This is a genomic window from Stappia sp. ABD4_338 (assembly GCF_056312175.1).
Genome location: NZ_CM149982.1, coordinates 1,229,087 through 1,253,288, shown reverse-complemented (window position 1 = coordinate 1,253,288; position 24,202 = coordinate 1,229,087). Strand labels below are relative to the sequence as shown.

26 protein-coding genes are annotated in these 24,202 nt (G+C 65.4%); 7 read left to right on the top strand and 19 right to left on the bottom strand.

What is annotated here, in order from left to right:
• Positions 1-131: 131 nt before the first annotated feature.
• A complete protein-coding gene (locus tag ACYX4S_RS05770) occupies positions 132-779 on the bottom strand; it encodes a glutathione S-transferase family protein (protein WP_476362204.1) in 648 nt (215 codons plus the stop codon).
• Positions 780-893: 114 nt separating this feature from the next.
• On the opposite strand from ACYX4S_RS05770, the gene ACYX4S_RS05765 reads away from it, so the two are divergent.
• On the top strand, positions 894-1,484 hold the full coding sequence (locus ACYX4S_RS05765; protein WP_476362203.1) for a hypothetical protein: 591 nt from the start codon (positions 894-896) through the stop codon (positions 1,482-1,484).
• A gap of 30 nt (positions 1,485-1,514) precedes the next feature.
• On the opposite strand, the gene ACYX4S_RS05760 is transcribed toward ACYX4S_RS05765, so the two are convergent.
• From ACYX4S_RS05760 to ACYX4S_RS05750, 3 genes are all read right to left on the bottom strand, one after another.
• On the bottom strand, positions 1,515-1,925 hold the full coding sequence (locus ACYX4S_RS05760; protein ID WP_476362202.1) for a rhodanese-like domain-containing protein: 411 nt from the start codon (positions 1,923-1,925) through the stop codon (positions 1,515-1,517).
• Between the two features lie 252 nt (positions 1,926-2,177).
• Complete coding sequence (locus ACYX4S_RS05755) at positions 2,178-2,312, bottom strand: hypothetical protein (protein WP_293718628.1); 135 nt, start codon at positions 2,310-2,312, stop codon at positions 2,178-2,180.
• Positions 2,313-2,677: 365 nt separating this feature from the next.
• The gene (locus ACYX4S_RS05750) at positions 2,678-4,162 is read right to left on the bottom strand and encodes a methyl-accepting chemotaxis protein (RefSeq protein WP_476362201.1); all 1,485 of its coding nucleotides are present in this window, start codon (positions 4,160-4,162) and stop codon (positions 2,678-2,680) included.
• Positions 4,163-4,541: 379 nt separating this feature from the next.
• Here ACYX4S_RS05750 and ACYX4S_RS05745 point away from each other — a divergent pair, with 379 nt between their 5' ends.
• On the top strand, positions 4,542-5,291 hold the full coding sequence (locus tag ACYX4S_RS05745; protein WP_293718305.1) for a DUF599 domain-containing protein: 750 nt from the start codon (positions 4,542-4,544) through the stop codon (positions 5,289-5,291).
• A gap of 30 nt (positions 5,292-5,321) precedes the next feature.
• Here the strand turns inward: ACYX4S_RS05745 and ACYX4S_RS05740 are convergent, their stop codons facing one another.
• From ACYX4S_RS05740 to ACYX4S_RS05685, 12 genes are all read right to left on the bottom strand, one after another.
• On the bottom strand, positions 5,322-5,735 hold the full coding sequence (locus ACYX4S_RS05740) for an ASCH domain-containing protein (RefSeq protein ID WP_476362200.1): 414 nt from the start codon (positions 5,733-5,735) through the stop codon (positions 5,322-5,324).
• 193 nt (positions 5,736-5,928) lie between these two features.
• A complete protein-coding gene (locus ACYX4S_RS05735) occupies positions 5,929-7,413 on the bottom strand; it encodes a methyl-accepting chemotaxis protein (RefSeq protein ID WP_476362199.1) in 1,485 nt (494 codons plus the stop codon).
• Between the two features lie 385 nt (positions 7,414-7,798).
• Positions 7,799-9,121 carry an adenylate/guanylate cyclase domain-containing protein gene (locus ACYX4S_RS05730; protein WP_476362198.1) on the bottom strand — a complete coding sequence of 441 codons (1,323 nt, stop codon included), beginning with the start codon at positions 9,119-9,121 and terminating at the stop codon, positions 7,799-7,801.
• 271 nt (positions 9,122-9,392) lie between these two features.
• Positions 9,393-10,220, bottom strand: coding sequence for an aldo/keto reductase (locus ACYX4S_RS05725; RefSeq protein ID WP_293718297.1), 828 nt, complete (start codon positions 10,218-10,220; stop codon positions 9,393-9,395).
• A 142-nt stretch (positions 10,221-10,362) separates the two neighbouring features.
• On the bottom strand, positions 10,363-10,977 hold the full coding sequence (locus ACYX4S_RS05720; protein ID WP_293718295.1) for an ATP-dependent Clp protease proteolytic subunit: 615 nt from the start codon (positions 10,975-10,977) through the stop codon (positions 10,363-10,365).
• A gap of 155 nt (positions 10,978-11,132) precedes the next feature.
• Positions 11,133-12,002 (bottom strand): hypothetical protein, encoded by an 870-nt coding sequence (locus tag ACYX4S_RS05715; protein WP_476362197.1) that lies wholly within the window; start codon positions 12,000-12,002, stop codon positions 11,133-11,135.
• A gap of 130 nt (positions 12,003-12,132) precedes the next feature.
• Positions 12,133-13,308: an isovaleryl-CoA dehydrogenase gene (locus ACYX4S_RS05710; protein ID WP_476362196.1), complete on the bottom strand. Its 1,176-nt coding sequence runs from the start codon at positions 13,306-13,308 to the stop codon at positions 12,133-12,135.
• Positions 13,309-13,356: 48 nt separating this feature from the next.
• On the bottom strand, positions 13,357-13,827 hold the full coding sequence (locus ACYX4S_RS05705) for an N-acetyltransferase family protein (protein WP_476362195.1): 471 nt from the start codon (positions 13,825-13,827) through the stop codon (positions 13,357-13,359).
• A complete protein-coding gene (locus tag ACYX4S_RS05700) occupies positions 13,820-14,278 on the bottom strand; it encodes a PaaI family thioesterase (RefSeq protein ID WP_293718289.1) in 459 nt (152 codons plus the stop codon). Before ACYX4S_RS05700 ends, ACYX4S_RS05705 begins: the two co-directional genes overlap by 8 nt.
• Positions 14,275-14,730: a MerR family transcriptional regulator gene (locus ACYX4S_RS05695; protein WP_293718287.1), complete on the bottom strand. Its 456-nt coding sequence runs from the start codon at positions 14,728-14,730 to the stop codon at positions 14,275-14,277. The genes ACYX4S_RS05700 and ACYX4S_RS05695 overlap by 4 nt, the downstream gene beginning before the upstream one ends.
• Before the next feature lie 166 nt (positions 14,731-14,896).
• Positions 14,897-15,268 carry a hypothetical protein gene (locus tag ACYX4S_RS05690; RefSeq protein ID WP_476362194.1) on the bottom strand — a complete coding sequence of 124 codons (372 nt, stop codon included), beginning with the start codon at positions 15,266-15,268 and terminating at the stop codon, positions 14,897-14,899.
• Between the two features lie 117 nt (positions 15,269-15,385).
• A complete protein-coding gene (locus ACYX4S_RS05685) occupies positions 15,386-15,706 on the bottom strand; it encodes a hypothetical protein (RefSeq protein ID WP_476362193.1) in 321 nt (106 codons plus the stop codon).
• 419 nt (positions 15,707-16,125) lie between these two features.
• On the opposite strand from ACYX4S_RS05685, the gene ACYX4S_RS05680 reads away from it, so the two are divergent.
• From ACYX4S_RS05680 to ACYX4S_RS05665, 4 genes are all read left to right on the top strand, one after another.
• Complete coding sequence (locus ACYX4S_RS05680) at positions 16,126-17,520, top strand: circularly permuted type 2 ATP-grasp protein (protein WP_476362823.1); 1,395 nt, start codon at positions 16,126-16,128, stop codon at positions 17,518-17,520.
• A gap of 4 nt (positions 17,521-17,524) precedes the next feature.
• Positions 17,525-18,472, top strand: a complete 948-nt coding sequence (locus tag ACYX4S_RS05675) for an alpha-E domain-containing protein (RefSeq protein ID WP_293718281.1) — start codon at positions 17,525-17,527, stop codon at positions 18,470-18,472.
• Between the two features lie 85 nt (positions 18,473-18,557).
• The gene (locus ACYX4S_RS05670; RefSeq protein ID WP_476362192.1) at positions 18,558-19,376 is read left to right on the top strand and encodes a transglutaminase family protein; all 819 of its coding nucleotides are present in this window, start codon (positions 18,558-18,560) and stop codon (positions 19,374-19,376) included.
• Positions 19,377-19,514: 138 nt separating this feature from the next.
• The gene (locus ACYX4S_RS05665; protein WP_293718278.1) at positions 19,515-20,246 is read left to right on the top strand and encodes a proteasome-type protease; all 732 of its coding nucleotides are present in this window, start codon (positions 19,515-19,517) and stop codon (positions 20,244-20,246) included.
• 24 nt (positions 20,247-20,270) lie between these two features.
• On the opposite strand, the gene ACYX4S_RS05660 is transcribed toward ACYX4S_RS05665, so the two are convergent.
• From ACYX4S_RS05660 to ACYX4S_RS05650, 3 genes are read right to left on the bottom strand one after another with little or no spacing between them, the layout of a single operon-like run.
• A complete protein-coding gene (locus ACYX4S_RS05660) occupies positions 20,271-20,987 on the bottom strand; it encodes an ATP-binding cassette domain-containing protein (protein WP_422069132.1) in 717 nt (238 codons plus the stop codon).
• Complete coding sequence (devC, locus tag ACYX4S_RS05655) at positions 20,987-22,162, bottom strand: ABC transporter permease DevC (protein ID WP_476362191.1); 1,176 nt, start codon at positions 22,160-22,162, stop codon at positions 20,987-20,989. The genes ACYX4S_RS05660 and devC overlap by 1 nt, the downstream gene beginning before the upstream one ends.
• The gene (locus ACYX4S_RS05650) at positions 22,159-23,475 is read right to left on the bottom strand and encodes a hypothetical protein (protein WP_476362190.1); all 1,317 of its coding nucleotides are present in this window, start codon (positions 23,473-23,475) and stop codon (positions 22,159-22,161) included. Before ACYX4S_RS05650 ends, devC begins: the two co-directional genes overlap by 4 nt.
• Positions 23,476-23,530: 55 nt before the next feature.
• Here ACYX4S_RS05650 and ACYX4S_RS05645 point away from each other — a divergent pair, with 55 nt between their 5' ends.
• Entirely contained in the window at positions 23,531-24,199 is a 669-nt protein-coding gene (locus ACYX4S_RS05645) for a TetR/AcrR family transcriptional regulator (protein WP_476362189.1), read from the top strand.
• The last annotated feature ends 3 nt before the right edge of the window (positions 24,200-24,202 follow it).

The window sequence follows — 24,202 nt, the reverse complement described above, 5'->3', positions numbered from 1 at the left end:
TTGCCTCCCTTGACGTTCGGAAGCCGCCTTCACGGCCGCTCCGCCTCTCTCCTTGAATAGAGATTGTCTTACGTTTACGTGCCAGTCAACACGACTTGTTTTCTCTTTTTATCTCTTGGCATTACTAACTGTCACTCAACCTCGTCAGCCTCAACACGATGGGTTTCGCGCGCCGCCTCCGCACGCCATTCCACCATGTAGGGATGCTCCATGACCGCCTGTGCGTAGGCCCGCTCGACCTTCCCCAGTGGAAGTTGATAGGTGAGAAAACGGCTGACGACCGGCGCGAAGAAACAATCCGCCGCACCGAACTTTCCGAAGAGGAAGTCTCCCTTCGAGCCATAGTGTTCGCGGCAGTCACGCCAGATCTCCGTGATGCGCGCGATGTCGCGCGAGGCATCCGGCGCAAGAGGATGGGGAGCCGGCGTCCGGCGCAGGTTCATGGGGTAATTCCCGCGCAGATCGAAGAAACCGGAATGAAACTCCGCGACCACCGCCCTGGCCCTGGCGCGCGCGGCGCGATCCTCCGGCCACAGGCCCGCACCGGGGCGGACCTCCGCCAAGTACTCTATAATCGCAAGTGAATCCCAGACCGTGACCTCCCCGTCGATCAACACCGGAACACGGCCGACCGGCGAAATCTCACGGATGCGCTTGTGGAACGCGTCGGTGTCGAGCGGCAGAAGCTCCTCCTCGAAATCCGCGCCGCTCGCGCGCACGGCAAGCCACGCCCGCAGGGACCAGGAGGAGTAAGTCTTGTCACCAATTGCCAAACGCATGTGCACCTCTACTTTCAGCCCGTCACGCTTTATTGATACTTTTGACATATCATGAAGCTGTTTTCCGGCGCGATTTCCGTGCCTCCAAGCAGTTCAGGTTTAGCAGACCGAGAAATGTTCGCACCTCGCCTCACGCTGGCACTGGGTCTTTTGATGGGCTCACTTGCCGTAATTGCCTCGCCAGCCCAGGCGCTCGACCGCGCACGCTCGCTGCCCGGCGAGAAAACCGACGCCACAATCTATACCCTTTCCAACACAGTCACCCTGGAACGCACACCGGACGGCATCGAGGTCCGCCCGGCCAGCTTCGACCAGCGCTTCGTCACGATCGAACTCGGCACGTCTTCGGACACGATGATCCTGCGTCTGGATACGACCCTGCGCCTGTGGAAAATCCCCGACGGTCTGCGCCGCCTGGAATGGCCGGTGAAGCCCGGTGTCACCTTCTCGCGAGAGGATGTGGCCGCGCTGGCGGGCGTGGACGCCCTGGAGCAGGTGCCGACCTGGGGCGCCTCCGTGGACTGGCCCGGACTCGGCCCCGTCACGCTCGTGGTTTTCCGCATGGGAGCGGACCAGTACGGCGGCCTGCTCTCCAGCGCCCCCTCCGGCGTGAACACGATGCACCAGATGGTGTTCCAGCGCGCCCGACCGAGCACCCGGCCCCGCTCCGACACCGGCTCCACTCACCAGTGCCCGCAGTGCTGAGCGACTGACCGCACGCGAACCGCTCAGCCCTCAGTCCGTCTTGTCCCCGGGAGCCTCGACAGGACCACCCGCGGCCTTCCAGGCCCCGAAGCCCCCTTCGATATGGGCGACGGGAGACAGTCCCATCTCCTGCACCGTCCTGGTCGCGAGAGCCGAACGCCAGCCGGCGGCGCAGAAGAAGACGAACTTCTTGTCCTCGCCAAACACGTCCTTGAAATAGGGGCTGTCGGGGTCGACCCAGAATTCCAGCATGCCGCGCGGCGCATGGATCGCACCGGGGACCTTGCCCTCGCGCTTCAGCTCGCGCACGTCCCGGATGTCGACGAGAACCACGCCCGGATCCCTCGACGCCGCAATGGCATCCTCGACGCTAAGCGTCTCGATGGCCGCATTGGCCTCCTCCAGGAGCGCCTTGTATCCCTTGGTGATCCGTCCCGTCATCGGCTCCCTCCCCGTTGCTGATCCGCCCCGTCCGGCGGGGCATCGGTCCAGGCAGTGTTCCTCCCCCGCCCTGCCCGGGCAAGGAAAATCCCCGCAGGCACACGGTTTGCGCAATCCGAAGGGAAAGCGCAGACGCCTGAACGTAAAAAGGGGCGCGGTTTCCCGCGCCCCCTGTATCTCGTTCCGGTCTTGCGCACCGGTATGCCCGGTGGGCCGACGTCCGCGGCGCGGGGGAAATGTCCCCGCCCGGCGTCAGCCGAGTGATGCAACCGTTGCGGCCCCCGCGTCGGCACCGCCGAACACGTAGACCATGGCCAGCACGGCCCCCACGAGGAGAACGGCCCACGCCGTCACGCCCCAGCAGGATTTCTGAACCTGATCGTCCATGGAAGTCCTTTTGTCCGAAGAAGGCGGCCACGTTTGCCCCCGGGCGCGCCATCGGTCGAGGCGTGGATTTAACGATTTGGAAACGGTTTCGCAAGCGCAAAAAAACCGCATTCCGCCATGCGGCAATTGCATGACTGAAAGCCGGCCAAACCGGCCGGGTTTGCGCAACTTCGGAAAAGAATTTTGCAAAAAATGATCGAAACTTGAGTCGATTTGATGTGTCGCGCCGCCTGCGCTCATGCCGGCGATCCCGACCGGTCAGGTCCACAGTATCGACACGGCAAGGCCACATGCGAGACGACCGCCGCCCCTCCCGACAGGAGGAGACCGGCGGCCGCATGACCTGGCATTTTTGCGGAGAGGCTTCACGCGATGGAGCGTGAGGCCTCGCGCAGGGTCGTGGTGGCCTTCGCCACGAGGTCGGTCTCCTGGGACAGGCTCTGCATGTTGTTGGTGATGGTGGTCACCCCCACGGAGGCCTGCTGCATGTTGACCGAGATGTCGCGGCTGACGCTCGACTGCTCCTCGATCGCCGTCGCGATGGACGCCGAGATGTCGTTGATCTCCTCGATGATGCGCATCACCGCCTGAATTGCTCCCTCGGCCATGGAGGACGAGGACTGCACCGACCCGATCTGGGCGTTGATCTCTTCCGTGGCGCGCGAGGTCTGGCTGGCGAGATTCTTGACCTCCGCCGCGACAACGGCAAAGCCCTTGCCCGCCTCGCCGGCGCGCGCGGCCTCGATGGTCGCGTTGAGAGCCAGAAGATTGGTCTGGCCGGCAATCGTCTCGATCAGTTCAAGGACATCGCCGATCTTCTGCGCGTTCTCGGCGAGACCGCTCATCACCGTCGAGGACTTCTGCGCCTCGCCGACGGCCTTCTCGGAGATCGTCCGTGCCTGGTTCACCTGACGCGAGATCTCCTCGATCGACGCGACGAGCTCTTCGGCCGCCGCCGCGACGGCCTGCACGTTGGACGATGCCTGAACGGAGGACGCGGAAGCGCTCGACGCCTGGGCGTTGGCATCCGAGATCGAACGTGCGACGGAATCGAGGTCCTGGTCGATTTCCTTCTGAACCGCCTCACGATGCCTGCGCCGCTTGACCGCCTCGGTGCGGTCGGTCGCGAACTTCACGACCTTGATCGGCTTTCCTTCGTCATCGAGGATCGGATTGTAGGTGGCCTGGATCCAGACCTCCTTGCCGCCCTTGCCGTAGCGACAGAACTCGCCGGCCTGGAACTCACCCGACCGGAGGCGATCCCAGAACGCCTTGTAGTCGCTGCTTGCGCGATACTCGGAGGACACGAACATTTCGTGGTTCTTTCCCCTGATTTCCTCAAGGGAGTAGCCAAGGGCGCTCAGGAAGTTCTCGTTCGCGTCGAGAATGGTGCCGTCCATCGCAAAGGCGATCACCGCCTGCGACCGGTTGATCGCCGCCACCTGTCCGGCAAGGTCGAGGCTCTTCATCTTTTCCTTGGTGATGTCGGCGGCGAACTTCACCACGCGCTCGACACGACCGGAGCGATCGAGAATCGGATTGTAGGAGGCCTGCAGCCAGACCTCATGACCGTCCTTGGCGATACGGCGGAACTCGCGCTGCTGGAACTGTCCGGCGGCAAGCGCCGACCAGAACGCGCGATACTCCGGCGAGTTCCGCAGATCCTCGCGCACAAACATGCTGTGGTGCTTGCCGCGGATTTCCTCGAGCGAATAGCCCATGGTCTTCAGGAAGGGTTCGTTTGCCGTCAGAATCGTGCCATCCGGCTTGAATTCGATCACGGCCTGCGACTGCCCGAGCGCCTCGAGCATCGCCTTGTTCTTGTCGCCCCGGGAAAGCAGGCTACGCATATTCTGACCTCCGAACACCACCCCTTGGGACAGGAAGGTGCCACGGAGAAGTTTCCCCTTCGTAAATTTTCTAAATCGTACGAATTTAAACGGACCCAAGAATACTGTTAGAAATTGCAATTTTAAATAAAATTCTCCGAAAAGTCGAAATATGTACGGACAAGTTGTCGACACACAAGAAATAACGAAGACGAGAATTTCATACCCCTCCCCCATGTATCTCGAATATTAAGGAATACATACAATTCTGAATTCCCGAATTTCCTCTTTCCGCCCGCCTGACGTTGTCGCTGCGCTGGCGTACCCGACAGTCTACAGGGCATGATGGCAGCGGACGCACACGGATTCGCGGCATGACACGCGCGGGAAAGGCGAGAGGGTGAACGATCTTTCCATATTGGACCTTGCGGCGGCTACGGTCTTTCTCGCCGCCTGGCTCGGTTTCAACTTTCTCGTCGAACACTCGCCGCTCAAGGTCAGGACGCTGTCCTACCAGATGAACCTGCATCGCCGCCGCTGGATGATGGAAACCAGCCTTCGGCGGGTGCGCATCATGGATGTGGGCATCGCCGCCGGCCTCCAGCAGGGCACGGCCTTCTTCGCCTCCACGTCGATCCTGGCGATCGGCGCGTGTTTCGCCCTCCTCACCTCGACGGATTCCATCCTGGAAATCCTTGCCGACATCGGGCTCGACGGCGGCACCACGCCGGCGGAGTGGGAGATCAAGATCCTGGGCCTCGCCCTTGTCTATGCCTATGCCTTCTTCAAGTTCGGTTGGGCCTACCGGCTGTTCAACTATGCCACGATCCTGATGGGGGCGATGCCGGACGGCGATCCGCCCCCCGAGGAGGGGCAGGCCTTCGCCGAGAACGCCGCCGGCATGATGGTGCTCGCCGGGCAGCACTTCACACGCGGGCAACGGGCGTTCTTCTTTTCAATAGGCTACCTGGGGTGGTTTTTCGGGCCGGGAATTCTGATCGCATCGACCCTCTTCGTGCTTGCCGTTCTCGGCCGGCGCCAGTTCTTCTCCCGCGCCCACGCGCTTGCCGTCGCGGGCCACAAGGTGCCCGTTCCCGTGCGCGAGCCCCTGTCAGACGAGGCAAGGGGACGTGGCGGCCCGCTCGGCTGAAAGCCGGCCTGTCACTCGGGGAGCGGTTCCTCAGCCCAGGTCTTCGACGAGGGCGAACCGCTCCCAGATGATCTCCATGGCCGGGGAAAAACCGCCATTGCGCTCGAAATACTTGCGGTGTTCAGCGCGCCAGCCCTCAAGGCTGTCATCCTCGCCTTCGGCCAGGGCCATCACTTCGCTCACCTCGTCGAACCGGCAATGGATCAGCTCGACCGTTTCGATGACGAGGGCCGGCGTATCGTCCCAGTTCAACGCGATATCCCGTCGTCCGATCTCCGGCATGGGATCGCCGCCCTGAAAGTCACTCAAGGCGCTGCAGGTCGCCACTTTCCGTCCGGAGCGCACCAGGGACAGAAGCCTCCCGCACAGGTCGGCACTGTCGCCGAACTTGAACGTCTGGGCGCCCGGGTAGCGCTGCTTCAGCGCCTCCAATTCCTTGAGCATATGCACGATTCCCTTGTCCTCTCGCCCCCGGGCGGATGTTGCACATCCAGGTGCCGGATTGAAGGCGCACGGCAGGAAAGACCGCGTGGACAAGGTGAGAAGAACCTGAAAACAGGGCGGTTTCGTGAAGGTCCGCGCCGCGTGGCCGACCCCAGGCGAACAAACCGGACCCGCCTCGTTTATGGGCCGCCCCCTAGACGATGGACCGGGACATCTCGCGCAGCTTCTCCGTTGCCGCCTGCACCGTCTCGGTCTTCTGCGACAGGGAGCGCATGTTGTCCGTGATCGTCTCGACCCCTGCCGAGGCCTGTTGCATGTTGCTCGAGATGTCCCGGGTGACGCCGGTCTGCTGCTGAACGGCTGCGGCAATCGTCGCGGAGATCGCGTTGACCTCCTCGATGATGGTCATGATCGAGTCGATCGATGCCCCGGCGCGCGTGGAGGAATCCTGCACGGACGCGATCTGCGAGTTGATCTCCTCCGTCGCCCGCGCGGTCTGCGAGGCGAGGTTCTTCACCTCGGCCGCAACCACCGCGAACCCCTTTCCGGCGGGTCCGGCGCGCGCGGCCTCGATCGTGGCGTTGAGCGCCAGAAGGTTGGTCTGCCCGGCCACCGTCTCGATCAGTTCCAGGACATCGCCGATCTTCTGCGCGTCACGCGCAAGGCTGCCCATGATCGTGGAGGATTGCCGCGCCTCTTCCACCGCGCGGCTGGCGACACTCATCGCCTCGTCCACCTGGCGCGAGATCTCCTGGATGGAGGCGACAAGTTCCTCGGTCGCGGCGGCAACGGCCTGGACGCTGTGCGAGGTCTGCTCGGAGGAGGCGGACGCGCTCGCGGCCTCGGACGCGGCTCCGGTCATGGCCTCGGCCACATCCGTCAGGTCGGCGTCGATGCGGCCGTGGATCTCTTCCCGGCGCTTGCGCCGCTGCACCATCGCGGCGCAGTCGTAGGCGAATTTCACCACCTTCACCGGCCGGCCGGCATCGTCGAGGATCGGATTGTAGGTGGCCTGGATCCAGACCTCCCTGCCTCCCTTGCCGATGCGCCGGAACTCGCCCGCGTGAAATTCGCCCGCGCGCAGCTTGTCCCAGAACGCGCGGTACTCGTCGCTCTTGCGATACTCCGGGTCCACGAACATTTCGTGCTTTCGCCCCCGGATCTCGTCGAGCGTGTAGCCGACGGTCTTGAGAAAATTCTCGTTGGCCTGAAGGATCGTTCCGTCCATGGCGAAGCTGATCACCGCCTGCGAGCGGTCGATGGCCGCAAGCTGGCCGTCGCTGTCCATGCTTCGGCTCTTCCGGTCACTCACGTCGGCGGCGATCTTCACCACGCGCTCGACCTTGCCCGACCGGTTGACGACCGGATTGTAGGACGCCTGCAGCCAGATCTCCTCGCCCGCCTTGTTCACGCGGCGGAACTCACCGGCACAAAACGTGCCCCGTGCAAGGGAGGGCCAGAAATCGCGGTAGTCGTCGGCCTCCCTGTCGGCGGTGCGCAGGAACATGGCGTGATGCTTGCCAGTGATTTCGGAGAGCGAATAGCCGGTTGCCGAAAGGAAATTCTCGTTGGCCGTCAGGATCGTCCCGTCCGGCTTGAACTCGATGACACACTGAGATCTCGATACGGCCTCGAAAAGACTCCGGCAATGATCGGAAAACAAAGACACCCCAAACATCAGTCTACCCCGCGCTTTCCTCCTCCCAGTTCGAAGCATCTACGGAAAACGCCTTACAACATGTTAATAGCGACTCATCGCTCAAAATATATGCAAGTGAATACATAATTGTCACAAATAACATAAATCACGATTACTGAATTTCCAGCCGGAATACACGCCTCAAACTCCAACCCCTTGCAGCATAAGGATTTCCAGACCCTCAGCCCAAGACGCAGCGGAAGCGTAAATTCGAAAGGAATACTGTTAAAAATGACAATAAAGGCGAGGATTAAAGTGACTTAGAGGAAGTTTGAACTCAAAACAAAAAACGGATCTCGCGAAAAAAGTTCTTCGCAGGACAGACGCGCCCCCGCAAGCGAGGCCTTGCGAAAGCGAAAAAGCCTCAGCGGGCGTCGGTTTCCGCAGGGTCCGCGGCTTCTCCGGCCGCGAGGACGGCGGCGGGAACCGTGTCGGAGGGAAGCACGCTGACCGGCGCGAGGAGCCCCGCGGGCGCGTCCTCGCACCAGCTCCCGTCCTCGCTGATCGCCTTGACCGGCGGCATGAACACGGAGACCGGCTTGTCGAAGCCGCGCACCTCATGCGCGCCCATGAACCCGCAGCGGCAGCCCATCATGTCGGCGATGGTCTCGGACACGAGAATGTCCTGCCCCAGGTCGCGCGTCAGCCCGGCGATGCGCGAGGCGAGATTGACCACCGGCCCGACAACCGTGAAATCGAGGCGGGTCTCGGCCCCCACGTTGCCGAAGAAGACGTCGCCGGCATGAAGGGCGACGCCGACGCGAAGCTCCTCGCCCTCCACGCGCCAGTCGCGGCTGATCGCGGCGACCCGCTCGACCACGTCACGCGCGGCAAGAAGGGCGTTCTGTGCCGCCTCGTGCTCGCTTTGCCGGCACTCGTGGGGGAAGATGGCCATCACCTCATCGCCGATGAACTTCAGCACCTCGCCGCCACGCGCCTCGACGGCCTCGTCGACGGCCTCGAAGTAGTCGTTGAGCAGAGCCACCAGCCGGTCGCCCGGCAGGACGTTGGACAGATGCGTGAAGCCGCGCAGGTCCATGAAGCCGACAACGGCGGAGATGGTTTCGCCGTCGCCGCGCTTGATCGCGCCCGACAGCACGCGCGCGCCGGCGCGCCGGCCCACGTAGGTGTCGAGCAGCGTCTTGCCCATGCGCTTGAGGGTCTGCAACTCGCAGATCAGCGCGAAGGGCGGCGCAAGCGTCTCGAGCAGGCTCACGTGGCTTGCAAGGAACCCGCCGGGATCGCGGGTCGCGAAGGTGATGCCCTTCGTCGTGCCGTCCGAGAACGGCAGCGGCAGGGCGAGATAATCCGTGTATCCGCCCTCAAGAAGATCCTCGACAATGCCGTAGGCCGGCAGGTTCTGCGTGTCGGTGAGCCGGATGCGCACGCTGCGCTTTTCCGTGTAGATGACCTGCATCGGAGAGTTTTCGTAGCTCTTGAGGCTCTTCTCCGTCTCGATGTAGCGCTGGACGCTGCTGCCCTCCTCCGGCGTCCAGACGACGGCCTCGGTGCGCACGTTCGGATGCAGGATGGTGATGCCGGTCATGATCCGCTCGACCGGGACGCCCGCCTCGCGCAGGCGCTCCGCCGTCGCATCGACAAGCGTCGGACCATCGGCGATGCGCACGCCCTCGCCATAAAGCCAGGCGGTCAGGTCGGCGGCAACGAGGGGGGCGGAAAGGGTCATGGCGTTCGGTCCCGGTGGTCTGTCCCTTGCGGGACACGGAGCATGCACCCGAGGCTGAACGGGTGCCGGAGCGGCGAGAGCGCGCCTCATCATGACACGCAATCCCGCTCCGGCGAAGCCTGGCATTCGGGACAGGTCGGCACGGGGCGGGCGCTCCGCGTCCGTTATTTGGGTGACGGCCCCCGCAAGGTAAAGCCCCTGCTCGCGTATTCGTGAGGGCCGCGACCACCGGCCGCGACCCTCAGGGCAGGTTTTCCGTCCGGCGTCCGCGTTATGCGTCGTCCCAGTCGGGTGCGAAATCCGGGTCGATCGTGCGGCGACGCTCGCCGCCCAGCGCCGTGAGCGCGGCCATCTCCGCCTCGCTCAGCTCGAAGTCGAAGATCGCGGCGTTTTCCGCAAGACGCGCCGGGTTGGAGGTCTTGGGGATCGCCAGCGTGTTGTCCTGCTGGACAAGCCAGCGCAGGCCGACCTGCGCCGCGCTCTTGCCGTGCCGCTTGGCGATGTCGCGGATGGTCTCGTCCTCGGAGACCGCGCCACGCGCGAGCGGTGCATAGGCGGTGAGACCCATGCCGGCCGCGTCGAGCGCCGCGCGCACCTTCTCCTGCGACAGGAAGGGATGATACTCGACCTGGTTCAGCGCCAGTTGACCGCCGGCGAGATCCTGGGCCTCGCGCACGAGGTCGGCGGTGAAATTGGACACGCCCACGGCCCGCGTCCAGCCGCGCGCCCTGACCTCGAGCAGCGCCTCGATCTGCTCCTTGAGCGGAACGCGCGGGTTGGGCCAGTGGATGAGATAGAGGTCTAGATGCTCAAGGCCCAGACGGTCGAGGCTGTCCTCGCAGGCCTGAATGAGCTTCTCCGGCTCGAGCTGGTCGTGCCACACCTTGCTGGTCAGGAAATAGCTGTCGCGCGCGGCGGATGCGGCGCGCAGTCCCTTGCCCACCGCCTTCTCGTTCTCGTAGCGCGCGGCGGTGTCGATATGGGTCCAGCCGCTTTCGAGCGCGGCCCGCACCACGTCGCTGCAGGCCTCGTCCTTGACCTGCCAGGTGCCGAGGCCGAGCACGGGGATCTCCACCCCGCCAAGCGAAACGGTCTTCATCTTCACAATCTCCCGGATCTGAAAGGGGGCGCGCGATCCGCACCCGGGGAAGGAATCGAAGGGCCCGGGCACCGCCCCGCCCGAAGGCGAAACGGCCTCCCGGGCCCGTCATCTCATGCGGCGGCGATGCCGCGAAAAGGCATCAGCCCAGATCGGCGACCGTACCGGCGATCTTGCCGACCAGGCCGTATTCGATGGCCTCGTCCGGACCCATCCAGTAGTCGCGGTCGGTGTCCTTCTCGATCCGCTCCATCGGCTGGCCCGTCGCGGCCGCGAAGATCTTGTTGAGGCGGTCGCGCATCTTGAGGATCTCGCGCGCCTGGATCTCGATGTCGGAGGCCTGGCCGCCGGCGCCGCCGGACGGTTGATGAAGCAGGAAGCGGGTGTTGGGCGTGCAGTAGCGCCGCTCCTTGGGAACGGAGACGTAGATCAGCGCGCCCGCGCTCGCTACCCAGCCCATGCCGAGGATGCGGACTTCCGGGGCGATGAACTTGATCGTGTCATGGATCATGTCGCCGGATTCCACATGGCCGCCCGGCGAGGACACGATCACCGTGATGGGATCGAGCGACACCTGTGCCATGGCCAGAAGCCGGGCGCAGACATCGCGGGCGAGCTCCTGGTTGATCGGGCCGGTGATGAGAACGGTACGGGCATCGAAAAGATGCTTGTCGACCTGGATGGACGACGGCGTCTTGGTCTTGTCCTCGTCCTCGTCGTCGAGGCGTGCAGGCACTTCGGTCGTCTTGAGGGTCATGTCCAAGATCTGCTCCTTCGTGAAGACGGAATCGGCTCTTTCGTCCTGTCTTGCGACCATACTTAAGGGATGCACCCCCTCTCGGCAAAGGGGGAGCGCGAAAAGAAGGTTTCCGGATCCTCACAAAGCGCCGGCAACGGGGAAAACGCCGCGGCTCATAGACCTTTCGGCCCACCCCCGCCGGCTGCCGCAGGCCCAGGCATGCGCAGGGACGGCCTCGGACCGCTGTCCCAGTTCCGCCAAAGTCCCGCCAGACCAACCAGGATGAGGACGACCCGCCACATGGCCGGCAGAATGATCTCGAGCGGAGTACGTATCTCCTCCACGAGTAGTCCCCTGCGCGGCGTATCCGAAACCACCGAGATCCTGAGGGTATCGCCCCTCCCGAAACGATCCGCGGAACCACGCGACTGATAGACGACAGCCTTCTGCGGCCTGAGGACCACATCGTCATAGACGACGTGCAGAAGGGCACGTTCAACGCCGGACTGCGTCGGGTCGGACACGAGTTCCCTGCGCACGACCTTCGCGTCCAGAATGCGACCGATCAGGACGTGACGCCCCTCATCGACAAGAAGCGCCACGGCACCTTGCAGTCCGTACAGGGCCACACCGATCCCGAAGGTGAAGACGGACATCAGAACAATCCTGGCCACCGGGCCGCGGCGTGGCTCGGTGTCCACACTTTCCACACGCGTCATCGCCCCGAGAAGAGGGACCACGACGATCAGGAGCAGACCGAACGCCCCCGTGGCCAGAAGCAGAACACCCCGATTGGCCCTCGCCTCAATCTTCTCGGCAAACATGGCCCGGACCTTGGCCATCTGCTCGACGGACGGGTACGGGTCACGTCCCGTAATCGTCTTTTGCAGCTCCCGGAACGCCGGTTTTTCCATGGCCCTGAAAAACCGCGTGGCCTTCGTGTCGTCCACCGCCGCGACAAACATGCGCGCGTCCAGCACCATCTTCGACCCAACGGCCAGCATGCCCACGCAGACAAGGATCCCAAGCAACCGTCCCAGCATTCCGCCCCCCGTTTTACGGGAACAGACAATCCCGGCATGCCTTGAAGATTGTATTAAATGATTGTCTCAAACAGAGGCTGTATCGACCGCAGGCCCGAGTGTTCCGAATGACACCCGGGCCTCACCCCCCTCACGCCGTCTTGTTGAAGATCTCCCGACCGATCAGCATGCGGCGGATCTCCGACGTGCCGGCGCCGATCTCGTAGAGCTTGGCGTCGCGCAGGAGCCGGCCGGTCGGATAGTCGTTGATGTAGCCGTTGCCGCCCAGAAGCTGGATCGCGTCGAGCGCCACCTTCGTCGCGGCCTCCGCCGCGTAGAGGATCGCGCCGGCGGCATCCTCGCGCGTCGTCTCGCCCCGGTCGCAGGCCCGCGCGACCGCATAGACATAGGCCCGCGTCGCGTTCATCGACACATACATGTCCGCCACCTTGCCCTGGACGAGCTGGAAGGTGCCGATGGGCTGGTCGAACTGGCGACGCTCATGGACGTAAGGGATCACGACGTCCATCGCCGCCTGCATGATGCCGATGGAACCGGCCGCGAGCACCGTGCGCTCGTAGTCGAGCCCGGACATGAGCACGTTGACGCCCTTGCCGAGACTGCCGAGCACGTTCTCCTCCGGCACCTCGCAGTCCTCGAACACGAGTTCGCCGGTGAGAGACCCGCGCATGCCGAGCTTGTCGAGCTTCTGCGCGACGGAAAATCCCTTGAAGTCCTTCTCGATCAGGAAGGCGGTGATGCCCTTCGCGCCCGCGTCCGGGTCGGTCTTGGCATAGACGATCAGCGTGTCGGCATCCGGACCGTTGGTGATCCACATCTTGGTGCCGTTGAGAATGAAGCGGTCGCCCTTCTTTTCCGCGCGAAGCTTCATGGACACGACATCGGACCCGGCACCCGGCTCCGACATGGCAAGACCGCCCAGATGCTCGCCGGTGATCAGCTTGCCGAGGTAGCGCTTCTTCTGGGCGTCGCTGCCCCAGCGGCGAAGCTGGTTCACGCACAGGTTGGAATGCGCGCCATAGGACAGGCCGATGGAGGCGGACGCGCGGCTCACCTCTTCCATCGCCACGCAATGCTCGAGGTAGCCGAGACCGGAGCCTCCCCACTCTTCCTCGACCGTGATGCCGTGCAGGCCAAGCTCGCCCATTGCCGGCCACAGCTCCTCGCGCGGAAACCAGTCCTCCCGGTCGATGCGATCGGCCAGCGGCGCGATCGTGTCCTGCGAGAACGATCGCACCGTGTCCCGGAGCATGTCGGCGGTCTCGCCGAGGTCGAAGTTGAAGCTGGGAAAATCATTCCGGATCATCATGTCCTCCCGGGCGGTCCCCGCCGCCGTCTCTCATTCGGTCCGTCGTCAGTCTGTCGTCAGGTCGAGGTCGTAACGCACGAAGGGGCTGAGCGTCGCCACCTGGTCGTAAAGGGCGCGGGCTCGCGCGTTGTCCTGGTTGGTCTGCCAGTAGACGGCCCGGCAGCCGGCCTTGCGCGCCTCCTCGGCCACCGCGTCGATCAGCGCCCTCCCGACGCCTCCGCCACGCACGGTCTCGTCGACGAACAGGTCCTCGAGATAGCAGGTCGGCGCGATGGCCCAGGTCGTCTCGTGCACGAGGTAATGGACGAGGCCGACCGCAACACCGTCGCGCTCGGCCAGAAGCCCCAGATGCGCGCCATGACCTGTGAGGCGGGCGAAGACCGCGTCCGTGACCGCCGGTGCCAGCGCCTGCCTGTAGAAGGTAAGATATCCCTGCCAAAGCGGGTCCCAGGCCGCCCGGTCGGCGGGCCCGAGCGGACGCACGACAAGGCCCGAGGGTCTGGCGAACTCAGTCATCCATCCCCTCCAGCGCGATCAGCGTGAAAAGCCCGGTCGCGACATGAACGCGGGAGCCGTCGCCGCTCTCGCCATACACGTCGGAAGCCGCCACCGTGAGCGTGCGACCCGACTTGACGACCCGGCCGCTCGCGACGAGCCGCTCGCCGCGCCCAGGGTTGAGCAGGTTCATCTTGAACTCGGTGGTGAGCACGCCGAAGCCCTTTGGAAACAGCGTCAGCGCCGCATAGCCCGCGGCCGTGTCGGCAAGGGTGGTGGACACGCCGGCGTGAAAGAAGCCGTGCTGCTGCTTCAGTCCGGGCGCCTCGTCGGCGACAAGCTCCACCCGGCCCGGCGCCATCAGGGCGATCCGCGCGCCCAGTGTTTCCATGAAGCTCTGGCGGGCGAAGCTCGCGGCAACACGCGCCTCCCAGCCGGAATCGCGCGGATCGAAGCGCGGCATCTCTGTCATTTGTCGTGTTCCCTGGTTGACGCGGCCGCAGGCTCCGGGGACGGCTGCTCGAGCGCCTCGAAAAGATCGCCCGTGGGGCCGAGCTGATCGAGACGGGCACGCGCGCCGCGCTCCACCTCGTCCAGCTCGGCGAGCGTCACGTCGATATCGCGCCGTTTGGCCAGAAGCTCCTCGCGCCGCCCCTCGATGCGGGCGATGAGAAGGCTGAGCTGCCCGGACTCTCCCGGCGCCTTGTCGTACATGGTGATGATGTCGCGGATCTCGGCGAGCGAGAACCCCAGGCGCTTGCCGCGCAGGATGAGCTTGAGCCGCGTCCGGTCGCCCGGACGATACAGCCGCTGACGGCCACGCCGCACGGGCTTCAGGAAGCCTTCGGCCTCATAGAAGCGCAAGGTGCGCGTCGTGACGCCGAATTCCTGGGTCAGTTGGGTTATGGTGAAATAGGTCGCCATTTCTCCTCCGCGGGGAGAAGGCTCTCTTACGCTTACGTTCAAGTCAATCGTTTTTAAAAAGCATCAGGATTACAATAACTCATGAACTTGTGAATTCACCTCAGGACCGGATGCCACTACAGGCGGCCACGTGCCGGACACCGGCCGCCCGCACCGGTCCGGCGGATCAGCGATCGCGCCGCGTGGGCGAGAACACCGGCTCCACGCACTTGAAGCCGATCGCGCATTTCGGGGCGTCGCTGGTTCTGGTGGTGGCCTGTCTCGGCGTTTCCCAGTTCTCGCACCAGCGTTTGCCGCTGACGAAGCGCTCGTAGCTGAAGATCCCGGTGGTCACCACCACAGCGCCGCTGCGGCGGACCAGATCCTGCGCCTGCCTGCAGGTCATCTCGCGCGCGTCGGGCCGCGCGGCGGCCTCCTGCGGGACAAGCGCCAGCCCGGCCGCAAGGACGGACAGGGCCACCAGAAGGCGCCCCGAGCGACGGACATCACACTTCGGGACAAACCCCGTCTTCCAGGTCTTTTCCATCACGACCGACATTGCGCCAAGCCCCTCCGTTCCCAGCAGGAATTGGGCGGACAATAGCATGACCGGACGAAACGCCATCCTTGAAAACGCAAGCCTCCCGAAACCGGAACGGCGGCCCGGCCCGCCTCGTTACCAGTCGTCTCCGAAGGGCCGGAAAAGCGGCGTCTCGCAGATATAGCCGACGACGCAGCTCCGGTTGTCGCGCGTGGGCGCGGTCGCGGGACGCACGGTTTCCCAATGATCGCACCAGCGCGGGCCGTTGACGAACCGCTGGTAGGTATACCGGCCGGTCGTGGCCACCACCGCCCCGTTGCGCGCAACCATCGCCCGGGCCTGTGCGCAGGTCATGCGGGTGAAGTCGGGCCGGGCCTCGGCCACGGGCGCACCGCCCGCCAGAACACCCGCAAGCACCAGCAGGGCGGCGGCACCGCGTCCCGCTGCCTTGCGCATTCGCGCGTTCCGCGCGCCTCTCGCCCTTTCGCTCATGTCCAGCCTGCCTTCTTCCGATGCGGAGACCCCGTCCCCGGTCGAGGGGAGACTATCACGAAGCGCGCACATTGGCTCGGAGAGCGCGAATGCGGGTCGGGTGGAACCGGAACGGCGGTTCTTGCGTCTTATTATGAAGGGACAGTCCGGCAAGGGGCGTTATGCTGATAGTTTGACCAGCGTCTGACGCATTTTCGGACTTGGAAGCGCAAGGGCGGCTCGTCACAGTGGAGGTGGCGCGAAATGAGGCAGCCACCCGGTACGCGCCTCGCGCCGTGACGGTGTGCGTGCCGGAACGCCAGGGAGCGATCCCGGCGACGGGGCTGCCGCGAACAGGCCGGCGAAAAGGGGGGAAAATGGCTGAGACCGTATTCTTCAACGAGATGCTCGACCCGGACGGCCGACCACGTCAGCCCTACCGGCGCCTTGCCGAATGGTTCGAGACCCTGTCCCCCGCCGACATGCGCAAGAAGTCGCGCCAGGCCGAAACCATCTTCCGCCGCCTCGGCATCACCTTCGCCGTCTACGGCGCCAACGAGGCGACCGAGCGCCTCATCCCCTTCGATATCGTGCCGCGCGTGATCTCGGCCGCCGAATGGCGGCGCCTGTCGGCCGGCATCGACCAGCGCGTGCGCGCCCTCAACGCCTTCCTGCACGACATCTACCACCGCCAGGAAATCATCCGCGCCGGGCGCATTCCGGCCGAACTCGTCATCCAGAACGAGGCGTTCCTGCCGGAAATGGTCGGCTTCTCCCCGCCGCGACGCGTCTATGCCCATATAATAGGCACGGACCTCGTGCGCGTCGGCGAGGACGAATTCTACGTGCTGGAGGACAACACGCGCACGCCGTCCGGCGTCTCCTACATGCTGGAGAACCGCGAGACGATGATGCGCATGTTCCCCGAGCTGTTCCAGCAGAACCGGGTCGCGCCCATCGAGCACTATCCCGACATGCTGCGCGATACGCTGGAAAGCGTCGCGCCGCGCAATTGCGACCGTCGGCCACGCGTCTGCGTGCTGACGCCCGGCATCTTCAACTCCGCCTATTTCGAGCACGCCTTCCTGGCCGATTCCATGGGCGTGGAGCTCTGCGAGGCGCGCGATCTCTTCGTGGACGACGGCAAGGTGTGGATGCGCACCACCCAGGCGCCGGAACAGGTCCATGTGATCTACCGGCGCATCGACGACGCCTTCCTCGACCCCCTCACCTTCCGCCCCGACAGCATGCTCGGCGTGCCCGGCCTCTTCGACGCCTACCGGGCCGGCAACGTCACCATCTGCAACGCGCCGGGCACCGGCATCGCCGACGACAAGGCGATCTACGCCTATGTGCCGGACATCATCGAGTTCTACACCGGCCAGAAACCGATCCTGAAGAACGTGCCGACGTGGAACTGTGCGCGGCCGGAGGATCTCGCCTATGTGCTCGATCATCTCTCCGAGATCGTGGTGAAGGAGGTGCACGGATCGGGCGGCTACGGAATGCTGATCGGCCCGACCGCCTCCAAGCGCGAGCTGGCCGAATTCACCCGCCGTCTCAAGGCCAATCCGTCCAACTACATCGCCCAGCCGACGCTGTCTCTGTCCACCTGCCCCACCCATGTCGCCTCAGGACTGGCGCCCCGGCACGTGGACCTGCGCCCCTACGTCCTGGTCGGGGACACGGTGCGCATCACCCCCGGCGGGCTGACCCGCGTCGCGCTGAAGAAAGGGTCGCTCGTGGTCAACTCGAGCCAGGGCGGCGGCACCAAGGACACCTGGGTTCTGGAGGACTGACGACATGCTCGGCCGTACCGCCGCCTCGCTCTTCTGGACCTCCCGCTACAACGAGCGCGCCGAGAACATGGCGCGCCTGCTGGAGGTCGGCTACCGCATCGCCATGACCCCGCGTCTGGGGCAGGACACCGCCGACGACTGGCATTCCACGCTTGCCAGCGCCGGATGCGAACAGGCTTTCCTCGCGAAATACGACGAGTTCACCAAGCGCTCCGTCGTGGCGCACATGCTGTTCGATCCCGACAACCCCTCCTCGGTGCGTTCCTGCATCGAGGCCGCGCGCAACAACGCCCGCTCGGTGCGCACCGCCATCACCGGCGAGATGTGGGAAAGCATCAACACCACCTACATCGAGTTCATGGAGGTGCGCCCGCAGCACATGAGCGACGACCGGCTGCCGGACTTCCTGGCCTGGATCAAGCAGCGCTCGATGCTGTTTCGCGGCGCGTTGCTCGGCACGCTCATGCGCGACGAGGGCTATCACTTCTCCCAGTTCGGCACCTTCATCGAGCGCGCCGACAACACGGCCCGGATCCTCGACGTGAAATACTGGATCCTCCTGCCCGACAACGAGGTCGTCGGCGGCAGCCTCGACCGCTACCAGTGGTCCACGATCCTGCGCTCCGTCTCGGCCAACCGCAGCTACCGGCACGCCTATCGCGACGCGCATGTGCGCCCCTTCAACGTGGCCGAGTTCCTGATCCTGCGAAAGGAGATGCCGCGTTCGCTGGCCTATTGCTACGACTGGATCAGCGGCAGCCTGGACGATCTGGCCGAACGCTACGGCGAGCGACCGGAAAGCTGCACGCTGGCGCAGGAGGCCCATGCCATCCTGGCGCAGGGCTCGATGCAGGAGATCTTCCAGAGCGGCCTGCACGAGTTCCTCATAGACATGATCCGGCGCAACAACACGCTCGGAATGCAGCTCGCGAAGGACTACAATTTTGCCTGAGCATCCGCACCGGGCGGATGCCCTTGCCGGCGAGGACGTCGCGTCTTCCTTGACCGCAGGCATGACTCACGGAGAATGAGCCGCCATGCGCCTCCAAGTGAAACACGTCACCCGCTACCGCTACGAACACCCGATCGCCCATCTGGTGCAGCAGCTCCGGCTGTATCCGCCCGACATGCCGACGCAGAAGATCGTCGCCTGGCATGTCGATGTGCCCGGTCACGCGCACACGCCCCACTACACCGACGCCTTCGGCAACCGTGTGGACATGGCAAGCCACCGCGAACCGGTGTCCGAGATCGCCATCACCGTCGAGGGCGAGGTCGAAACCCTGAACACCGCGGGCGTGGTCGGCGAGACACGCGACACGGCGCCCGAGCCGGTCTACCTGCGGCTGACACCGCTGACCAAACCCAACGCCGCGATCCGCAAGCTCTCCGGGCTCGCCACGAGCGAGGACGCCCTCGCCGGCTGCCACGACCTCATGCATGCGATCCGCGACAAGGTCGCCTATGTGACCGGCGTGACCGAGGTGCACACCGCCGCCGCCGATGCGATGGCCGCCGGACACGGCGTGTGCCAGGATCACGCGCATATCTTCATCGCCGCCGCCCGCCTCGCGGGGCTCCCGGCGCGCTATGTCTCGGGCTACCTGCTGCTGGAGGATGAGCAGGACTCGGAGGCGCATCACGCCTGGGCGGAGGTGAAGCTCCCCGCGCTGGGCTGGGTCGGCTTCGACGTCTCGAACGGCATCTGTCCCACCGACCACTACATCCGCCTCACGAGCGGACTGGATTCGCGATCCGCCGCCCCGATCCGGGGAATCCGCGCTGGCGGCAACGACGAGAACATGTCCGTCGAGGTGGCCGTGACCAGCGCCGGCGCGCAGGCGCAACAACAGTAACCGGCCGTCGCGCAGACCCCGGCAAACGCCATTGCGGGCGCGCGGCGCGCCTGTCAAAGTTCCGGTTCCCGGCGACATGAGTCGTTTGCGAACCCACCCGAAAACCAGACCGGCCCCGCCGGCAACGAGCCTGCCACAATGACATATTGCGTTGGCCTGAAACTGGATCGCGGCCTCGTCATGGCCGCCGACACGCGCACCAATGCCGGTCTCGACAACGTCGCCACCTTCAAGAAGCTGCAGGTGTGGGAAAAGACCGACGACCGGGTGCTCTGCCTGCTGTCGGCCGGCAACCTCGCCGTGACCCAGGCCGTGGTCTCGCTTCTGGGCGAGCGCATCGCCCACGGGGAAAGCGGCACGCCCTCGCTTCACACGGTCGAGACCATGTTCCAGGCCGCCCGCCTCGTCGGACAGGCGATCCGCGACGTGCGCGCGATCGACGGCGACGCCTTGGCCAAGAACTCCGAGAGTTTCAGCGTCACCTTCCTGCTCGGCGGCCAGATCAGGGGCGAGGCGCCGCGCCTGTTCCAGATCTATTCGGCCGGCAACTTCATCGAGGCCTCCGCCGACACGCCCTTCCTGCAGATCGGGGAGCACAAATACGGCAAGCCGATCCTCGACCGGGTCACGGACAAGGAAATGCGCCTCGGACAGGCGGCGAAGCTCGTGCTCCTGTCGTTCAACTCGACGCTGCGCTCCAACCTGTCGGTGGGAATGCCCATCGACATGCTGCTCTACAACACCGACAGCTTTTCCGCCCATCGCCAGACGCGGATCGAGGAAAACGATCCCTATTTCGCGGACCTCTCGCGCATGTGGTCGGAAAAGCTGCGTGATGCGGTGGCCGAGATCCCCGACTTCGAGATCTGAAACCGGGGATCACCTGCGATCAGGTCAGGCAAGACCCGGTCGCGGCGGCCCCTCCTCCACGATGCGGCCGTCCTCCATGCGCACGATCCGGTCCGCCATCTCGATGATGCGCGGATCATGGGTGACCATCAGCGTGGTGGTCCCGCGCATCCGCCCCAGATCACGCAACATCTCCACCACCGTATGCCCGCTGTCCCGGTCCAGGGCCGCCGTCGGCTCGTCGGCGAGCACCACGCGCGGGTTCCCGACGAGCGCGCGGGCAACCGCGACACGCTGCTTCTGCCCGCCCGACAGGTTGCCCGGCAGGTAGTCGAGCCGCTCTTCCAGCCCCAACAGGGAGAGAAGGTGCGTCGCGGCCTCGCGCCAGCGTCCCATCGCCCGGCGTCCGTGCACCTCCAGCCCCATGCGCACGTTCTGCAGGGCCGTCAGGCTTTCATGCAGGTTGTGCGCCTGGAAGATGAAGCCGAGTTCACGGCGGCAGGTGACGAGCAGCGCCTCGTCGGCGCCGTTAAGTTCGCGCCCGAGCAGGCACACCGACCCCTCCTCCACCTGGCGCAGGCAGCCGATGAGCGTGAGCAGCGTCGTCTTGCCCGATCCCGATGCGCCGAGCAGGATGACGAACTCCCCGCGATGCAGCGTGAGGTCGATGTCGTAGAGCACCTGCTTGCGTGCCTCGCCGGTGCCGAACCAGTGCTTCAGCCCGGCCACGCGGATCGCCTCGTTCCCGGTTTCGGCATCCATCAGAACAGCTCCGCCGGTTCCGCCCGCGCAAGCCGACGCGTGGCGATGGCCCCCGAGGCGGCGCACATGACGAGCGTGCCCGCAAAGACGATGAGGGGCCGCGTCTGCGTCATCCAGATCGGCAGGCCCGTGCCCGCCTGCACCAGCGCGTAGAGCCCCGTTGAAATGAGGGTGCCCGGAACGAAGCCGAGAAACGCCAGGATAAAGGCTTCCTCGAACACGATGCCCAGGAAGAAGCCGCGCCCGTAGCCGATGGCCTTGAAGGTCGCATACTCGCGGATGTGGTCGGCCACGTCCGTGGACAGCACCTGATAGACGATGATGACGCCGACCAGGCACCCGATCACCACGCCGAACCCGAAAACGACGCCCACCGGCTTCTGCGTCGTCTGGAACCGCTGGTCGTCGGCCATCGCTTCCTCCGGCGCACGCACGGACGTGTCGGAGGCGGGAAGCGCCGCGCGCAGGTCCTCCAGAACCCGCGCGCGCGACGCCTCCGGCGACAGCCTCAGCAGGATGTAGTTGGGCGCGCCGGGCAGACGGGCGGGAAACAGCCGCAGGAAGGTCTGGTCGGAGACGACGATATAGCCGTCGGCGGCGAAACCGCCTCCGATGGTGAAGGTGTCGACCACCGTGAGCGTGCGTCCGCGCGTTTCGAAGTCATAGGTGCTCCCCGCGTCGATGGCCGGGAAAAGCCCGGCGGGAGCGTTGCGGGTCTTGCGGTCCATCAGGGCCCGGTCGGGCAATGCCAGCACCGGCAGCTTTGCCTGAAGCTCCGGATCGGAAAACGCCTGCCCGGACGGATCGACGCCGAAAACATCCATGGTGCGCAGCGTTCCGTCCGGCTGCTTCCAGTCGATGCGGCCGTAGTAGACACTTTCCGCCGCCTCGACGCCGGAAACGGAAAGCGCCTGATATAGCCGGTTGCGCGGCAGGGGGGAGCCGTCGAACAGCGTGTTGGCATCGGAGGCGGACACGAGAACATCCGCGTGAAGCGCCTTGTAGGGCAGGCGGATGCTCTCGATCAGCGCGCCCAGAAACCCGAGCTGCATGAAAACGAGAATGTTGGCGAAGGCGACACCGGCAAGGGCCGCGGCAAGCCGGCCGCGGTTGTGCGTGAGCTGCAGCCAGCCAATGGGAAGCCGCCCGAGAAGACGCGAAAGAAGCGCCGTCATTGCCCGGCCTCGCCGCCCTGGCCTTCCGGCCCCTCGCCCGTCTCGATGCGGGCGGTGACCTGAAGGTTGGTGTAGCGGCGCACGCGCGCCACTGCCTCGGGTGTCAGGCCGACATAGACCTTGACGACCCGCGCGTCCGTGCGCGCCGCCGGATCGGCCTCCGTCGCCGTCTGGCGTCCGACCTCCCAGCCGATGCGCGTGACGGTGCCGCGAACCTCGCCGGAAAAGGCGTCGGCGGTCAGCGTCACCGGGTCGCCGACGGACACCTGCCCGATCTGGGTCTGGTAGACCTCCACCTCCGCCTGCATCCGGTCGATCTCGCCGAGATCCAGAATGCCGTCGGTTCCTGGCCGCTCGCCCGCCCGGGCACGAATGTCGAGGACCACCCCCGCCTCGGGCGCGCGGACCCGCGATCGCGCGAGATCGCTGCGGGCGGAAACGAGCGCCGCGCGGGCCACCTCGAGCGCGCGCGCGGCAACCGCGACATCCGGCGCGACACCGTTCTCGTCCTCCCGGTAGCGCGCGAGGCTGGCCGTCAGCCGGTCCACCTCGTGACGCGCCGCGACCACCGCGTCGCTGCGGTCGTCATAGGCGGCCTGGGTCATGTGACCGCCCGCGATAAGCTCATCCGCGCGGGCAAGATCGCGCTTCGCCGTTGCAAGAGAGACCTGCGCACGCCCGAGAGCCGCCCGGGTCTCCCCAAGGCTTGCGATGGCCGCGACCTTCGCCCGCGCGAGCTCCGCCTCGCGCAGCGCGACATTCGCCTGCGCCGAGGTCACCGCAGCCGCATGGGTATCGGCATTGTCGAGCTCGGCCAGAAGATCCCCGCGCTCGACACGGTCGCCCTCCCTGACCGCGAGCCGGGCAATGCGCGCGTCCCCGGCCCCGAAAGGCGCGGAGACCGTGATCACGAACCCGTCCGGCACCAGTCTTCCAAGCCCGTAGACAAGCCCCGGACCGCCGCCCCTGCGCGTCGCATCGGCCGCCGGGGGCCGGTCAAGGGTGGCCGCACTCCGGGAGCCCGTCGCATCCGGTAGCTCTTGCGTCTGCAGGCGCGACACAAGCGTCTCGACAAGGCCGGAACGCTGTACGCCGATCCCCGCCCCCACGCCCAGCGCAAGAAGAAGCACGACCCCGACCAGGCGCCCGACCCGCCCGCGCCGCCTCGCCGCCGGCGAGGAAGAGGACGTGCTCCCGCCGTTGGGCCGATCACGGCCGACCACCTCCAGCGGCAGGTCCCTCGCGGCGGCCCGCCGGGGCTCGGAACCGGCGCTTTCGGCGGAATCGGGACTGGACGAAACGGGAGCGGTCATGGCATTTTCCCTTTAATGACCAGAAAGTCATTAACAGAAGACCCCGGGAGCCGCAATGCCGCCGACGTCACGTAAGCCCGACACGCTGTCGCACCCGCCGGAGGAGAAACAGCCCCGCCGCAGACGGCGCAAGGAAGCGCGGCCGGGCGAGATCATATCCGCCGGGCTCGAGGAATTCGCGGACAAGGGATTCGCGGCGGCACGCCTTGACGACGTGGCCCGCCGTGCAGGCATCGCCAAGGGCACGATCTACCGCTATTTCTCCAGCAAGGAGGATCTGTTCGAGGCGGCGCTGAACGCGCGGCTGACTCCGGTTCTGGGCGGTCTGGACAGCATGGTCGACAGCTTTCCGGGCACCACCGAGGAATTGCTGCGCGTGGCCATCTCCCGCCTGCACAAGGCGCTCTTCGAGGACGGGCTGCATGTCCTCATGCGCATCATCATCACGGAAGGAAACCGGTTCCCCGACGTGGCGGAGAACTACCACCGCAACGTCATCTCGCGCGGCAGGGCAATGCTTGCGCGCGTCGTGGAGCGCGGCATCGCGCGCGGGGAATTCTCCCCCTCCGCCGCGACCGATCTTCCGGTCGTCCTGGCCGCGCCCGCCGTCATGGCGATCGTGTGGAAGATGGTCTTCGAGCGTTTCGACCCGATCCCGCCGGATCGCTTTGCCGAAGCCCATGCGGACCTGATCGTGAAGGGGGTGCTGAGCCGGAGCGGGTGACCC